The sequence below is a fragment of the Kitasatospora sp. NPDC048365 genome, from assembly GCF_043200835.1.
GTDB lineage: Bacteria > Actinomycetota > Actinomycetes > Streptomycetales > Streptomycetaceae > Kitasatospora > Kitasatospora terrestris.
Genome location: NZ_JBICYJ010000050.1, coordinates 44,106 through 58,544 on the forward strand (window position 1 = coordinate 44,106; position 14,439 = coordinate 58,544).

General features: G+C 74.0%; 12 protein-coding genes. 4 read left to right on the forward strand and 8 right to left on the reverse strand.

Annotated elements, in window-relative coordinates:
* Positions 1–14 precede the first annotated feature (14 nt).
* The 5 genes from glpK to ACGFX4_RS34920 form a co-directional block, all read right to left on the reverse strand.
* Entirely contained in the window at positions 15–1,532 is a 1,518-nt protein-coding gene (glpK, locus tag ACGFX4_RS34900) for a glycerol kinase GlpK (RefSeq protein WP_345696110.1), read from the reverse strand.
* 92 nt (positions 1,533–1,624) lie between these two features.
* A complete protein-coding gene (locus tag ACGFX4_RS34905; protein WP_393083375.1) occupies positions 1,625–2,344 on the reverse strand; it encodes an MIP/aquaporin family protein in 720 nt (239 codons plus the stop codon).
* A gap of 278 nt (positions 2,345–2,622) precedes the next feature.
* Positions 2,623–3,387, reverse strand: coding sequence for an IclR family transcriptional regulator (locus ACGFX4_RS34910; RefSeq protein WP_393083378.1), 765 nt, complete (start codon positions 3,385–3,387; stop codon positions 2,623–2,625).
* A 214-nt stretch (positions 3,388–3,601) separates the two neighbouring features.
* A complete protein-coding gene (gene mmuM, locus ACGFX4_RS34915; RefSeq protein ID WP_393083380.1) occupies positions 3,602–4,531 on the reverse strand; it encodes a homocysteine S-methyltransferase in 930 nt (309 codons plus the stop codon).
* 43 nt (positions 4,532–4,574) lie between these two features.
* On the reverse strand, positions 4,575–5,003 hold the full coding sequence (locus ACGFX4_RS34920) for a hypothetical protein (RefSeq protein ID WP_393083383.1): 429 nt from the start codon (positions 5,001–5,003) through the stop codon (positions 4,575–4,577).
* A 100-nt stretch (positions 5,004–5,103) separates the two neighbouring features.
* Here ACGFX4_RS34920 and ACGFX4_RS34925 point away from each other — a divergent pair, with 100 nt between their 5' ends.
* From ACGFX4_RS34925 to ACGFX4_RS34935, 3 genes are read left to right on the forward strand one after another with little or no spacing between them, the layout of a single operon-like run.
* Positions 5,104–5,910, forward strand: a complete 807-nt coding sequence (locus tag ACGFX4_RS34925) for an NUDIX domain-containing protein (RefSeq protein WP_393083386.1) — start codon at positions 5,104–5,106, stop codon at positions 5,908–5,910.
* Complete coding sequence (locus ACGFX4_RS34930) at positions 5,907–6,467, forward strand: NUDIX domain-containing protein (protein ID WP_393083389.1); 561 nt, start codon at positions 5,907–5,909, stop codon at positions 6,465–6,467. Before ACGFX4_RS34925 ends, ACGFX4_RS34930 begins: the two co-directional genes overlap by 4 nt.
* Positions 6,464–7,369, forward strand: a complete 906-nt coding sequence (locus ACGFX4_RS34935; protein ID WP_393083392.1) for an alpha/beta hydrolase — start codon at positions 6,464–6,466, stop codon at positions 7,367–7,369. Before ACGFX4_RS34930 ends, ACGFX4_RS34935 begins: the two co-directional genes overlap by 4 nt.
* A 535-nt stretch (positions 7,370–7,904) precedes the next feature.
* Here the strand turns inward: ACGFX4_RS34935 and ACGFX4_RS34940 are convergent.
* Entirely contained in the window at positions 7,905–9,461 is a 1,557-nt protein-coding gene (locus tag ACGFX4_RS34940) for a phytoene desaturase family protein (RefSeq protein WP_393083394.1), read from the reverse strand.
* A gap of 68 nt (positions 9,462–9,529) precedes the next feature.
* On the opposite strand from ACGFX4_RS34940, the gene ACGFX4_RS34945 reads away from it, so the two are divergent.
* A complete protein-coding gene (locus ACGFX4_RS34945; protein WP_393083397.1) occupies positions 9,530–11,641 on the forward strand; it encodes an acetoacetate--CoA ligase in 2,112 nt (703 codons plus the stop codon).
* Positions 11,642–11,734: 93 nt separating this feature from the next.
* On the opposite strand, the gene ptsP is transcribed toward ACGFX4_RS34945, so the two are convergent.
* Together ptsP and ACGFX4_RS34955 are read right to left on the reverse strand one after the other, a co-directional pair.
* Complete coding sequence (gene ptsP, locus ACGFX4_RS34950; RefSeq protein ID WP_393083400.1) at positions 11,735–13,405, reverse strand: phosphoenolpyruvate--protein phosphotransferase; 1,671 nt, start codon at positions 13,403–13,405, stop codon at positions 11,735–11,737.
* A 42-nt stretch (positions 13,406–13,447) separates the two neighbouring features.
* On the reverse strand, positions 13,448–13,897 hold the full coding sequence (locus ACGFX4_RS34955) for a PTS glucose transporter subunit IIA (protein ID WP_393083403.1): 450 nt from the start codon (positions 13,895–13,897) through the stop codon (positions 13,448–13,450).
* Between the last annotated feature and the right edge of the window lie 542 nt (positions 13,898–14,439).

Below are 14,439 nucleotides of genomic sequence, written 5' to 3' on the forward strand. Positions count from 1 at the left end.
GACCGGCCTTGCCGTCAGTTGGTGTGCTCGTCCTCCTCGACCCAGCCCATGGTGCGCTCCACGGCCTTGAGCCACTTCTTGTACTCGGACTCGCGGGTGGCCTCGTCCATCCGCGGCGTCCACTCGGCGGCCCGGTGCCAGTTGGCCCGCAGGGTGTCGAGGTCGTTCCAGAAGCCGACCGCGAGACCGGCGGCGTACGCGGCGCCGAGCGCGGTGGTCTCGGCGACGTACGGGCGCTCGACGGGGGCGTCGAGGACGTCGGCGATGTTCTGCATCAGCAGGTTGTTGGAGGTCATGCCGCCGTCGACCTTGAGCGCGGTCAGGGTCACGCCGGAGTCCTTCTCCATCGCGTCGACGACCTCGCGGGTCTGCCAGGCGGTGGCCTCCAGGACGGCCCGGGCCAGGTGGCCCTTGGTGACGTACCGGGTGAGGCCGGCGATCACACCGCGGGCGTCGGAGCGCCAGTACGGGGCGAACAGGCCGGAGAAGGCCGGGACGAAGTAGGCGCCGCCGTTGTCGTCGACGGTCGAGGCCAGGGTCTCGATCTCGGCGGCGGTGGAGATGATGCCGAGCTGGTCGCGGAGCCACTGCACCAGCGAGCCGGTGACGGCGATCGAGCCCTCCAGGGCGTAGACCGGCTTCTGGTCGCCGATCCGGTAGCCGACCGTGGTCAGCAGGCCGTGGTAGGAGTTGACGACCTTCTCGCCGGTGTTGAGCAGCAGGAAGGTGCCGGTGCCGTAGGTGGACTTGGCCTCGCCCTCGTCGAAGCAGGTCTGGCCGAAGAGCGCGGCCTGCTGGTCGCCGAGCGCCGAGGCGACCGGCACGCCCTCCAGGTCGCCGACCGCGTTGCCGTAGACCTCGGCGGAGGAGCGGATCTCGGGGAGGACCGCCAGCGGGACCTCCATCGACTGGGCGATGGACTCGTCCCACTCCAGCGTGTGCAGGTTCATCAGCATGGTGCGGGAGGCGTTGGTGACGTCGGTGACGTGCTTGCCGCCGTTGACGCCGCCGGTGAGGTTCCAGATCACCCAGGTGTCCATGGTGCCGAACAGGATGTCGCCGGCCTCGGCGCGCTCGCGCAGGCCCTCGACGTTGTCCAGCAGCCAGCGGATCTTCGGGCCGGCGAAGTAGGAGGCCAGCGGCAGGCCGGTCTCGCGGCGGAAGCGGTCCTGGCCGACGTTGCGGCCGAGCTCGCGGCACAGGCCCTCGGTCCGGGTGTCCTGCCAGACCAGCGCGTTGTGGACCGGCTCGCCGGTGTTCTTGTCCCACAGCACGGTGGTCTCGCGCTGGTTGGTGATGCCGATCGCGCGGATGTCGTCCTTGCTCAGGCCGGCCTTGTCCAGCGCGCCGCGCACCACCGACTGGACGCGGGTCCAGATCTCGGCGGCGTCGTGCTCCACCCAGCCCGGCTGCGGGAAGATCTGCGAGTGCTCCTGCTGGTCGACCGAGACGATCCGGCCGTCGGCGCCGAAGATGATGCAGCGGCTGGAGGTGGTGCCCTGGTCGATCGCGGCGATGTAGTTGGCAGTCATACGGGGGTCCTCGGCTCTGGATGAGGGTGGCGGGGGAGGAGCGGGCCTGACCCTGGGTCAGTCCCCGTGCTCAGGCGTGGAGCAAACGCTCGTCAGAATGCGACGTGGTACAGGCCGCCGGCCAGCAGGCCGCCGATGACCGGGCCGAGCACCGGGATCCAGGCGTACGACCAGTCGGAGCCGCCCTTGTTGGGGATCGGCAGCAGCGCGTGGACGATGCGCGGGCCCAGGTCGCGGACCGGGTTGATCGCGTAGCCGGTCGGGCCGCCGAGCGACAGGCCGATGCCGACCACGGTGAAGGCGACGATCAGGATGCCCAGGCCGGACAGGCCCAGGCCCTTGTTGAGGCCCTGGGTGAGGATCGCCAGGCAGAGCACCAGAGTGCCGATGATCTCGGTGAGCAGGTTCTGGATCGGGTTCCGGATCTCCGGGCCGGTCGAGAAGATGCCGAGCGTGGGCTCCTCGTTGGCCTGGAACTGGCCGAGGTAGGTCAGCCAGACCAGCACGGCGCCGATCATCGCGCCGAGGAACTGGGAGCCCAGGTACAGCGGCACCTTGCTCCACTCGCCGGTGTCGACGGCGATGGCCAGGGTCACCGCGGGGTTCAGGTGCGCGCCGGACTTCGGCGCCGACATGTAGGCGGCGATCATGACCGCGAAGCCCCAGCCGAAGGTGATCGCGAGCCAGCCCGCGTTGATGGCCTTGGACTTCTTGAGCGTGACGGCGGCGCAGACGCCGCCACCGAGCAGGATCAGCGCGGCGGTGCCGAGGGTTTCGCCGACGAAGATGTCGCCGTTGGAGAACGCGGACACAGAGACTCCCTTGTCCAGATGGCCCGGAGGAGCGGGTGGGGGCAGGTGAACGGCCGATCGCTGTGCGGGTGAGCGCCAGGTGGGTCCGATCCGACCGTCCGCCGTTCGACAATGTCGACCGACATGCGGAAGCTTCTCCCGATGTCAGCCCCACGTCAAGGCGGGGTTACGCAGCTGTGACTCAGCGAACGTACCGACGGATATGTCCGGACATGCGAAGGGCGCGGGCAGGCGTGTCGCCCACCCGCGCCCGGCGCGGAACAGTCAGTAGCGGCAGGTCAGAAGCGGCCCGCCCCCAGGTCCCGGGAGATCGCCCGGGCGGCGCTGCGCACCGACGCCACCAGCGACGGCTTCACGAAACCGTCCTCGCAGACCGTCTCCACCGCGCCGCTGATGCACACCGCGCCCACCGGGTTGCGCCGCCGGTCCTGGATCAGCGCCCCGATCGACGCCACGCCCTCCCAGGTCTCCTCCACGGCGTCCGCCCAGCCGCGCTCGCGGATCAGCGCGCACTCCGCGTCCACGTCCCCGAGCGAGGTCAGCGTGCGGTTGGTGTACGACTCCAGCGGGTCGGCGCCCAACTCTCCGCGCGCCACCGGGTCGTACGCCAGCAGCACCTTCCCCAGCGCGGTCGAGTGCAGCGGCTGCATCGAGCCGACCTCCAGCACTTGCCGGGTGTCGTCCGGCCGGAACACGTGGTGCACGATCAGCACCCCCTGCTGGTGCAGGACCCCCAGGTAGACCGTCTCCCCGGCCGCCCGGGCCAGGTCGTCCGCCCACACCAGGGCCCGCGCCCGCAGCTCGTGCACGTCCAGGTAGCTCTGCCCCAGCCGCAGCAGCTCCGCGCCCAGCTGGTACTTGCCGCTCTCCGGATCCTGCTCGACGAAGCCCTCCTGCTGCAGCGTCCGCAGGATGCCGTGTGCGGTGCCCTTCGCCAGATCCAGCGACGCCGCCACTTCGGACAGGCCCAGCCGGCGCTCCCCGCCGGCCAGGAGCCGCAGGATCGCCGCCGCCCGGGAGAGCGACTGGATCGGGCCGGGCATCGGCTACCTCCGCAGAACTGGTGGTCGACATTGTCGACCGCAAGGCTATCGCCACCACTCTGCCACACGGTTGGCCCCGACCGTGTGGCGAGCCACCCGGGGGCGCGGGGCTCGGCCCGGATGCGGCTCCGCCGCGTGGGCGCGCCCAGCGACGCACTCTGCCGCACTCTGCCGCGCTCGCAGGACGTCCCCCGCCCCCACCCCCGTCGAGCGCCTACCCCGTCGGAGGCCGCCCTCGCACGATCCCCGCCAGCTCCGCGATCTCCGCCGGCCCCACCCGGCAGCAGCCGCCCACCAGCCGCGCCCCGTCCGCCACCCACCCCCGCACCCGGTCCGCCCGGAAGGTCCGCCCGCCCACCCACGCCCGCGCGCCCGCGTCCCACCGCTCCCCGCTGTTGGGGTAGACCACCACCGGCTTCCCGCCCGCCGCCGAGGCCACCGCCACCGCCGCGTCGGCGTCCGCCGGCGTGCAGCAGTTCACCCCCACCGCCACCACCTCGTCGGCGTCCGCCGCCAGGGCGAACGCCTCCGCCAGCGGCTGCCCGGCCCGGGTCCGCCCGTCCGCGACGCTGTACGACAGCCACGCCGGCACCCCCAGCCCGTGCAGCGCCCGCAGCACCGCCCGCGCCTCGTCCGTGTCCGGCACCGTCTCGACCGCCAGCACGTCCGGCCCGGCCGCCACCAGCGCCTCCAGCCGCGGCCGGTGGAAGCGCTCCAGCTCGACCTCGCTCAGCCCGTACCGCCCCCGGTACTCCGAACCGTCGGCGAGCACCGCCCCGTACGGCCCGACCGACGCCGCGACCCACAGCCGCCGGCCGCCGGGCCCCTCCGCGTCGGCCTCCTCGGCGGCCTGCCGGGCCAGCTCCACGCTCAGCCCCAGCAGCCGCTCCGCGGTCGCCCGGCCCACGCCGCGCAGCGCGAAGCCCTCGAAGCTCGCCTGGTAGCTGGAGGTGATCGCGACCTCGGCACCCGCCTCGAAGTACGCCCGGTGCGCGGCGACGATCGCCTCCGGCCCCTCCATCAGCAGCCGCGCCGACCACAGCCGGTCCGAGAGGTCGTGCCCGCCGGCCTCCAACTCGTTGGACAGGCCCCCGTCCAGCACCAGCGGCCCGCCCGTCAGCGCCGCAGCGAACCCACCGACCACGACGACCTCCCGGAGTGCGTCCTCCCTCCGACCATAGGCCCGTTCAGTCCTTGGCCAGCGGATTGAGGTCCAGGCCGTCGTTGAACACCAGCCCCTCCAGCCACGGCTTCCCGGCGTACGCCAGGCTCACGTAGCAGGGCAGCAGTTTCCCGTCGGCCTTCAGCGTCAGGACCACCCCCGGCCCGACCGAGTCGATCAGCCCCGGTTCCCACGTCCCCGACGCCGAGAACCGCACCCGCTCGCCCGAGGGCAGCCAGCAGTTCTCGTCCGCCGGCAGCCCCTCGGCCCGCACGGTCCCGTCCGCGGCCAGTTGCACCACGGTCCCCGCCTCCGAACGCCAGGTGCCGACCGCGTAGCCGCGGGTGGGCCCGTTCAGCCACCGCAAGCCCGCCAGCACCACCCCCGCGACCAGCGCCAGCACCACACCGACCACCAGCAGCCACGGCCACGCCCGCCTGAACCGTGCCCCCATGCCAACCCCCTCCGACCACCCGCCCCGATACTCCGGATGATCATCCCACCCGCTGCGCTACGTTGATCTCCGTACGAGCACAACCCGAGGAGCGCCCGCGATGCCGACCCCCGAGCCCGCCGACGAACGGGCGTGGCTCGCCGCGTACGACCCGCGCGCGTTCCCGCCCATCGCCGTGACCGCGGACGTCGTCGCGCTCACCCTCCGCGCCGGAACCCTGCACGTCCTGCTGGTCGAACGCGGCGCCCCGCCCTACCTTGGCCGCCTCGCCCTGCCCGGCGGGTTCCTGCGCGCCGGACAGGAGGACCCGGCGACCGCTGCCGCCCGCGAACTCGCCGAGGAGACCGGCCTCGCCGAGCTGCCCCGCGTCCACCTCCAGCAGCTCGGCAGCTACGGCGCCCCCGACCGCGACCCCCGGATGCACGTCCTGTCCGTCGCCCACCTCGCCTTCGCCCCCGACCTGCCCGACCCGCAGGCCGGCACCGACGCCGCGGCCGCCGCCTGGCACCCCGTCGACACCCTCGACCCCGGCACGCTCGCCTTCGACCACGCCCGGATCCTCGCCGACGCCCTCGACCGGGCCCGCGCCGAACTCGAGAACACCCCGCTCGCCACCGCCTTCCTGCCCGCCGACTTCACCGTCCCCGAACTGCGCGCCGTCTACGAGGCCGTCTGGGGCGAACCGCTGCACCCCGGCAACTTCCACCGCAAGGTGCTCTCCGTCCCCGGATTCCTCGAACCCACCGGCGCCACCACCGAACGCGGCGGCACCCGCGGCGGCCCGCGCGCCCGCCGCTACCGGCCCGGCCCGGCCACCCGCCTCCACCCGCCCCTGCTGCGCCCCGCCCCCGGACCTGCCCGAACCACCCCGCCCACCGCACCCACCGGACTACCATCCACCCCATGACCACCCACCCGGCGGAGCAGCGCGTCTACGGACCCAACACCCACTGCCACTTCTGCGGCACCACCTACCCGCCGGGCACCGACGGCTGGCCCCGCGCCTGCCCCGCCTGCGCCGGGATCAGCTACCGCAACCCGCTGCCGGTCACCGTCGCCCTGCTCCCGGTCCGCATGCCGGACGGCGACACCCGCCTCACCGTGATCCGCCGGACCATCGAGCCCGGCTACGGCGAACTCGCCCTGCCCGGCGGCTACATCGACTACGGCGAGAGCTGGCAGCAGGCCGCCGTCCGGGAGCTCCGCGAGGAGACCGGCATCCTGGCCGACCCGGCCGAGGTGTCCCTGGTCGCCACCGACTCCGACACCCGCGGCGGCTTCCTCTGCCTGTTCGCCCTCCTCCCCGCCCGCGACCTGGACGCCTTGCCGCCCTCCGCGCCCACCGACGAGACCGACGGCTGGCAGCTCGCCACCGTCGACACCCCGCTCGCCTTCCCGTTCCACACCCGGGTCGCGCGGTCCTGGTTCAACGGCGAGTTCGACAGCGCGTTCAACCACGCGTGAGCACCTTCGCCGACGCCGAACTCGAAGCCTTCGTCACCGCCGTACGCCGCGACCCCGGGCCGACCGCCCGCGAACTCGGCGCCGCCGAACTCCGCCGCGCCCAGCGCGGCCGGGTCCGGACCCAGCCCCGCGGACCCGAACTCCACGCCGTCACCGACCTCACCGTCGCCGGCACCCCGGCCCGCCACTACCTGCCCGTGCCCGAGCCCCGGGCCACCGTCGTCTTCCTGCACGGCGGCATGTGGGTGATCGGCGACCTCGACTCGCACGACCGCGCCTGCCGCCGGATCGCCGCCGCCACCGGCGCCGCCGTCCTCGCCGTCGACTACCGCCGCGCCCCCGAACACCCCTGGCCCGCCGCCGTCGACGACGCCGTCGCCGCCGTCCGCCGGGCCGCCGCCTCGGCCCCCGACCTGCCGCTGATCGTCATGGGCGACAGCTGCGGCGGCCACCTCGCCGCCCTCGCCTGCCTGCGCCTGCGCGACGAGAACGGCCCCCGCCCGGCCGGACAGGTCCTGCTCTACCCCAACACCGACCTCACCCTCTCCCGGCCCAGCATCCGCACCAAGGGCACCGGCTGGGTCCTGGACGCCGACGCCCTCGCCTGGGGCATCGAGCAGTGGGTCCCCGACCCCGCGATGCGCGCCCTCCCCACCGTCAGCCCGCTCGCCGCCGACCTCCACGACCTCCCCCCGGCCGTCGTCGTCACCGCCGAGCACGACCCCCTCCGCGACGAGGGCGACGCCTACGCCACCCGCCTCGCCGCCGCCGGCGTCCCCGTCACCCACCGCTGCGAACCCGGCCAGATCCACGGCTTCCTCACCCTCGACACCATCACCCCCAGCGCCCACACCGCCGCCACCCGCCTCTTCACCGACCTCACCACCCTGCTGACCCCCTGACCCCACCCACCCGCAGACCCAGCCACCCCACCCGGCCCGCCTCAGCGACCGTGCACCCTTCCCACGACCCCGCCCCGCGAGCAGCCCCTCGCCCCAACCGAATTCGCCGCGCGAGCGCGCGCCCGCCCGCAGGGCCACTCGCCCCGCTGCCGCCCCTGACCTCGTCGCGCCGCAGGCGCTCACCCCTGGCTGCGCCGGGCCCGCCTCGGCGATCGTGCCGCCCTTCCCGCGGCCCCGCTCCGCGAGCGTGCGGCCCCCTCACCCCAACGGCGCCGCCCCCCGAAGCCGCTCCATACCGTGCGGCCGCCCGCAGGGCCCTCACCCCGCCGGGGGGCAGGCCTTCACGCGCCCCCGAAGTCGCTGCGCGAGCGCGCCCGCCCGCCCGCCAGCAGGGCCACTCGCCCGCCGCCGCTCCTTACCCTTGGCTGCGCCGGGCCGCCCCGCCGCAAGCCGCGCGTGCCTCCCGACGGCCCTCCCCACAGCGCGGCCGCCCGCAGGGCTCCCGCCCCACCGGCCCCGGGCGACCGCCGTGCGGCTACCGGCCCAGGACGGCCATCGCCGCGTTGTGGCCCGGGATGCCGCTGACCCCGCCGCCGCGGATCGCGCCGGCGCCGCACAGCAGCACCCGCGGGTGCCCGGTCGCCACGCCCCACCGGTCGTCCGTCGCTCCCTCCGCCGCCCACGGGAACGCCAGCTCGCGGTGGAAGATGTTCCCGCCGGGCAGTCGCAGGTCCGCCTCCAGGTCCAGCGGTGTCTTCACCTCCAGGCAGGGCCGCCCGTCGCCGTCGACCGCGAGGCAGTCGGCCAGCGGCTCGGCGAGTGCGGCCTCCAGCGGCGCCAGGACGGCGGCCAGCGCCGTCTCCCTCGCCTTCTCCGGGTCCGCCGTGAACAGTCCGGCCGGCTGGTGCAGCCCGAACAGAGTGAGCGTCTGCCACCCCTCCCGGTCCGCCTCCGCCCCGAGGATCGAACGGTCCGTCAGCGAGTGGCAGTAGATCTCCGACGGCCCGGGCGCCGGGATCCGCCCGGCCTCGGCCTCCCGGTACGCGGTCTCCAGCTCGCGGTACGACTCGGCGAGGTGCAGTGTCCCGGCGAAGGCCTCGCGTCCGTCCACCGCGCCGTCCCGCAGCCGGGGGAGCCGCCGCAGCAGCATGTTGACCTTCAGCTGTGCGCCCTGCGGCCGCTCGCCACCGCTCACCCCCAGCAGCCGGTCCAGTTCCGCGGGCGCCGCGTTGCACAGCACCCACCGCGCCCCGACCGAACGCTCGACCCCGTCCGCGTCCCGGTACGCGACCTCCGACACCGCACTCCCGGGGTCGACGGCCAGCACCTCGCACCCGGTCCGCAGCTCCGCGCCCGCGGCCCGCGCCGCGCCGGCGAGCGCGTCGGTGACGGCGCCCATCCCGCCGACGGGTACGTCCCAGTCGCCGGTGCCGCCGCCGACCACGTGGTAGAGGAAGCACCGGTTCTGCGCCAGCGACGGGTCGTGCGCGTGGGTGAACGTCCCGATCAGCGCGTCCGTCAGCACCACGCCCCGCACCACGTCGTCCGCGAAGCGCCGCTCGACGGTCTCCCCGAGCGGCCGTTCGAACAGGTCCGCCCACGCCACCGGGTCGTCCACCCGCCGCCGCAGCTCCTCCCGGGTCGGCAGCGGCTCGGTGAGTGTGGGGAACACCCGCTCGGCGAGCCGCCCGGTCATCCCGTAGAACTCCCGCCAGGCGGCGAACTCCCGGTCCCCGCCGGTCAGCTGCCGGAACGAGGCCGCCGTCCGCCCGACGTCCTGCTGGTCGACCAGCAGCCCGCCGTCCTGCCCGTCCCGCCGCACGGGCGTGTAGGAGGAGTACCGCCGCCGGCGCAGCTCGATCCGCAGGCCCAGCTCGTCGACGATCTTCCGGGGGAGCAGGCTCACCAGGTAGGAGTACCGCGACAGCCGCGCGTCCACTCCGCTGAACGCCTGTGCGGACACCGCCGCGCCCCCGGTCCGGCCGAGCCGTTCGAGCAGTAGCACGCTGCGCCCGGCGCGCGCCAGGTAGGCCGCCGCCACCAGCCCGTTGTGCCCGCCACCCACGATCACCACGTCATATGTCGCTGCCATGCCAGTCGGTCTACCACCTCGCCACCCGCCCGACCAGACCGCGACACCCTGGCGCACAAGACGATCACATGGCATGGTCTGCACCGTCAGCACAGCTCGGACGGCTCGCCACAAGCACCACCGTCCCCACAGACACCGGCCGGGAGACCACCACCGTGAGCACCCCTCCGACCCACCAGGACCAGCCGCTCTGGCGCCCCGACCCGGCCCGCGCCGCCGCGAGCCGCCTGGTCGCCTTCCAGGCCTGGGCCGCCGAACACCACGGCGCCCCCGCCGCCCCGCTCGCCCCGGTGGAGACGGACGACGAGGCGGCCGCCCGCTACGCCGCGCTGCACGCCTGGTCCACCGAGGACCTCTCCCGCTTCTGGCAGGCCGTCACCGAGTGGTTCGACGTCCGCTTCGGCGAGCAGCCGACCGCCGTCCTGGCCGACCCGGCGATGCCCGGCGCCGGCTGGTTCCCCGGCGCCCGCCTCAACTACGCCGAGCACGCCCTGCGCCACGCCGAGGACCCGGCGAACGCCGGCAAGGCGGCCATCCTGCACCTCGACGAGACCACCGAGTCCCCCGTCGAGATCAGCTGGTCCGAGCTCCGCCGCCAGGTCGGCTCGCTCGCCGCCGCGCTGCGCGCCCGGGGCGTCGGCCCCGGCGACCGGGTCGGCGCGTACCTCCCCAACATCCCGCAGGCGGCCGTCGCCCTGCTCGCCACCGCCGCCGTCGGCGCGATCTGGACCAGCTGCGCCCCGGACTTCGGCGCCCGCAGCGTGCTCGACCGCCTGCAGCAGATCGAGCCGACCGTGCTGTTCGCGATCGACGGCTACCACTACGGCGGCAAGGACCACGACCGCACCGAGGTGGTCGCCGAGCTCCGCCGCGAGCTCCCCACCCTGCACACCGTCGTCCACGTCCCGCTGCTCGGCGGCCCGGCCCCGGAGGGCGCCCTGCACTGGGACGACCTCACCGCCGACGACACCGAGCCGGTCTTCGAGCAGGTCCCCTTCGACCACCCGCTCTGGGTGCTCTACTCCTCCGGCACCACCGGCCTGCCGAAGGCCATCGTGCAGAGCCAGGGCGGCATCCTCGTCGAGCACCTCAAGCAGGCCGCGCTCCACCTGGACCTCGGCCCCGAGGACCGCTTCCTCTGGTACACCTCCACCGGCTGGATGATGTGGAACTTCCTCGTCGCCGGCCTCCTCGTCGGGTCCACGATCGTCACCTACGACGGCAGCCCGGGCCACCCCGACACCGGCGCCCTCTGGTCGGTCGCCGCCCGCACCCGCGCCACTGTCCTCGGCACCTCCGCCGCGTACGTGATCGCCAGCCGCAAGGCGGAGCTGCACCCCGGACGCGACCTCGACCTGTCGGCGGTCCGGTGCATCGGCACCACCGGCTCCCCGCTGCCGCCCGACGGTTTCCAGTGGATCTACGACGAGGTCAAGCACGACGTCTGGCTGGCCAGCGTCAGCGGCGGCACCGACGTCTGCTCCTGCTTCGTCGGCGGTGTCCCGACCCTCCCGGTGCACCTCGGCGAGATCCAGGCCCCGTGCCTCGGCGCGGCCGTCGAGTCCTGGGACGTCCACGGCGCGCCGCACACCGACACCGTCGGCGAGCTGGTCGTCACCAAGCCGCTGCCCTCGATGCCCACCGGCTTCTGGAACGACCCCGAGGGCGCCCGCTACCGCGACAGCTACTTCGAGATGTACCCGGGCACCTGGCGGCACGGCGACTGGATCACCGTGACCGGGCGCGGCACCGTGGTCATCCACGGCCGCTCCGACTCCACGCTCAACCGCCAGGGCGTCCGGATGGGCTCCTCCGACATCTACGAGGTCGTCGAGCGGCTCCCCGAGATCGCCGAATCCCTGGTGATCGGCCTGGAGGAGGACAACGGCGGCTACTGGATGCCGCTCTTCGTCGTCCTCACCCCCGGCGCGGCCCTCGACGACGACCTGGTCTCCCGGATCCGGACGTCCCTGCGCACCGAACTCTCCCCGCGCCACGTCCCCGACGAGGTGATCGCGGTCCAGGGCCTCCCGCACACCCTCACCGGCAAGCGCATCGAGGTCCCGGTCAAGCGCCTGCTCTCCGGCACCCCGCTCGCCCAGGCGGTCAACCCCGGCTCGGTCGACAACCTCGACCACCTCCGGTACTTCGAGCAGCTCGGCCGCGACCGCCGGGCCTGACCCGGCCCCGGGAACGGCCTGAGGGGTCCGGTTCCACCCCCCACGGTGGAACCGGACCCCTCAGGAGTACCAGCGGCCGAACGGCCGCGCGTGTCACTCGCCCGACAGCACCTGCTGCGCCGCGGCCCGCGCCTCGTCGGCGGTGTCCGCGGCCCGGGCCGCCTCCGCCGCCCGCCGGCACTGCGCCAGCGTGTACTTGGCCAGCGTCGCCCGCACGTACGGGATCGACGCCGCGCCCATCGACAGGCTGGTGACGCCCAGACCGGTCAGCACGCAGGCCAGCAGCGGGTCGGACGCCGCCTCGCCGCAGACGCCGCAGCTCTTCCCGGCCGCCTTCGCCGCGTCCGCGGACGCCGCGATCAGGTCCAGCAGCGCCGGCTGCCACGGGTCCTGCAGCCGCGCCAGCGCACCCACCTGCCGGTCGGCGGCGAACGCGTACTGCGCAAGGTCGTTGGTCCCCAGCGAGAGGAACTCGACCTCCTGCAGGATCGACCGGGCCCGCAGCGCGGCCGACGGGATCTCCACCATCGCGCCGTACTTCGCCTGCAGCCCGGCCGCGCGGCACGCTTCGGCGAACGCCCGCGCGTCCACCCGGTCGGCCACCATCGGCGCCATCACCTCGAGGTGGACCGGCAGCCCCTCGGCCGCCGTCGCCAGCGCCCGCAGCTGCGTGGCCAGCACCTCCGGGTGGTCCAGCAGGGTCCGCAGACCGCGCACGCCCAGCGCGGGGTTCGGCTCGTCCGCCGGGGTCAGGAAGTCGAGCGGCTTGTCCGCGCCCGCGTCCAGCACGCGCACCACCACGCGGCTCTCCGGGAAAGCCTCCAGCACCGCGCGGTACGCCTCGACCTGCTTCTCCTCGCTCGGCGCCTTGGCCGAGTCGTCGAGGAACAGGAACTCGGTCCGGAACAGGCCGACGCCCTCGGCCCCGTTCTCCAGCGCCGCCGGGAGGTCCGCCGGGCCACCGACGTTCGCCAGCAGCGGCACCTTGTACCCGTCCGAGGTCTGCCCCGGACCGGAGGACGCCGCCAGCGCCGCCTTCCGCTCCGCCGCCTTCCGACGCAGCTCGTCCTGCTTCTCGACCGCCGGCTCCAGCAGCACGTCACCGGTCGAACCGTCCACCGCCACCACGACGCCCTCGGCGACATCGGTCGCCCCGGGCAGCGCCACCACGGCCGGCACGCCCATCGCCCGCGCCAGGATGGCGCTGTGGCTGGTCGGCCCGCCCTCCTCGGTCACGAAGCCGAGCACCAGCGTCGGGTCCAGCAGCGCGGTGTCCGCCGGCGCCAGGTCCCGGGCGAACAGCACGTACGGCTCGTCGCTGTCCGGCACGCCCGGCATCGGCACGCCGAGCAGGCGCGCCACGATCCGGTTCCGCACGTCGTCCAGGTCCGCCACCCGGCCCGCCAGGTAGTCGCCCGCCGACGCCAGCAGGGCGCGGTACGCCGCGAACGCGTCGTAGACGCCGCGCTCGGCGCTGCTGCCCACCGCGATCCGGCGGTTGACGTCCGCGATCAGCTCCGGGTCCTGCGCCATCAGCGCCTGGGCCTCCAGGACCGCCTGGGCCTCGCCGCCGGCCAGGTTGCCGCGGGCGATCAGGTCCGCCGCGACCGCGTCGACCGCGGCCTGGGCCCGGGCCTGCTCGCGGGGCGCGTCCTCACTGGGGATCTGGGTGGCCGGCGGCTCCAGCGCCGCCGTGCCCATGTGCCGCACCTGGCCGATCGCGACCCCGTGGCTGACACCTACGCCTCGCAGCGTGCGTTCCATTGTCCGAGTTTCCTTCTGCGTCGTCGGGGCGGTGGGGCCGGCTCAGTTCCAGGTGAAGAGCTCGCCGCCGGTGGCCACGTCACCGGTCTCGGCGACCCCGCCCAGCTGCTCGGCGGACGCCTCCAGCGCCACGATCGGCGAGATCGGCGACTTGCCGGCCGCCTCGACCGCGGCCGGGTTCCACTTGATCACCGGCTGGCCGCGCTTCACCTGGTCGCCCTTGTTGACCAGCAGCTCGAAGCCCTCGCCGTTCAGCTGCACGGTGTCGATCCCGAGGTGGGTCAGCACGCCGTGGCCGTCCGAGTCCATCACCACGAAGGCGTGCGGGTGCATCGACACGACCAGCCCGTCCACGGGAGCCACTGCCTCGGTGGGCTCGCGGACCGGGTCGATCGCAGTACCGGGGCCCACCATGGCGCCGGCGAAAACGGGGTCGGGCACGTTGGCGAGCCCGATGGCGCGACCGGCGAGCGGCGACGTCACAGTGGTCATGGTGGAGCCTCCCAGGTACGGAGTACAGCGCGTGTGGCCGCGGTAGCGGCCGGTACATCGACTGAGCCTAAATTATGCCAACTTCGGACATCTCGGGACATACCGCGATCACGCCCGACCGGCCGTACGAGGCCTCCGTGCAGCGGCACGTGTACGCACCGCCCCGCACGGAGATCAAGATCAGCCCGCCGGGCCCGCAAGTGGACTAGACCACTTGGCCGACGCGCCGCACTCTACGGCATCCGGGCGGGCCCCGACGATCCCCACCCCCGCAGCTCAGCCACCCCGCACACCCCCATATGGGTGAAGCCGGGCGCGCCTCGTTTTGGCACTCCGCCCGGAACCCGCTATCGTTGCTCAGGTCGCCGCGAGTCGGCGGTTAACAGAGCAAGTCCAGAACGTAAAGCCGCGGTCAACACCCGGTAAACGATCTGATAAGCTCGAATCACGAACGAAGCGCCCGGAGGGCCCGCTGGAAGGCGGTCCGAAGGAAGCGTCCGTTCCTTGAGAACTCAACAGCGTGCCAAAAGTCAACGCCAGAT

What these genes read in the sequence shown, in the direction of transcription:
- glpK (WP_345696110.1), bottom strand. Translation starts at nt 1,532, where the DNA reads ATGACTGCCAACTACATCGCCGCGATCGACCAGGGCACCACCTCCAGC.
- ACGFX4_RS34910 (WP_393083378.1), bottom strand. Translation starts at nt 3,387, where the DNA reads ATGCCCGGCCCGATCCAGTCGCTCTCCCGGGCGGCGGCGATCCTGCGG.
- ACGFX4_RS34920 (WP_393083383.1), bottom strand. Translation starts at nt 5,003, where the DNA reads ATGGGGGCACGGTTCAGGCGGGCGTGGCCGTGGCTGCTGGTGGTCGGT.
- ACGFX4_RS34925 (WP_393083386.1), top strand. Translation starts at nt 5,104, where the DNA reads ATGCCGACCCCCGAGCCCGCCGACGAACGGGCGTGGCTCGCCGCGTAC.
- ACGFX4_RS34930 (WP_393083389.1), top strand. Translation starts at nt 5,907, where the DNA reads ATGACCACCCACCCGGCGGAGCAGCGCGTCTACGGACCCAACACCCAC.
- ACGFX4_RS34940 (WP_393083394.1), bottom strand. Translation starts at nt 9,461, where the DNA reads ATGGCAGCGACATATGACGTGGTGATCGTGGGTGGCGGGCACAACGGG.
- ACGFX4_RS34945 (WP_393083397.1), top strand. Translation starts at nt 9,530, where the DNA reads ATGGCATGGTCTGCACCGTCAGCACAGCTCGGACGGCTCGCCACAAGC.
- ptsP (WP_393083400.1), bottom strand. Translation starts at nt 13,405, where the DNA reads ATGGAACGCACGCTGCGAGGCGTAGGTGTCAGCCACGGGGTCGCGATC.
- ACGFX4_RS34955 (WP_393083403.1), bottom strand. Translation starts at nt 13,897, where the DNA reads ATGACCACTGTGACGTCGCCGCTCGCCGGTCGCGCCATCGGGCTCGCC.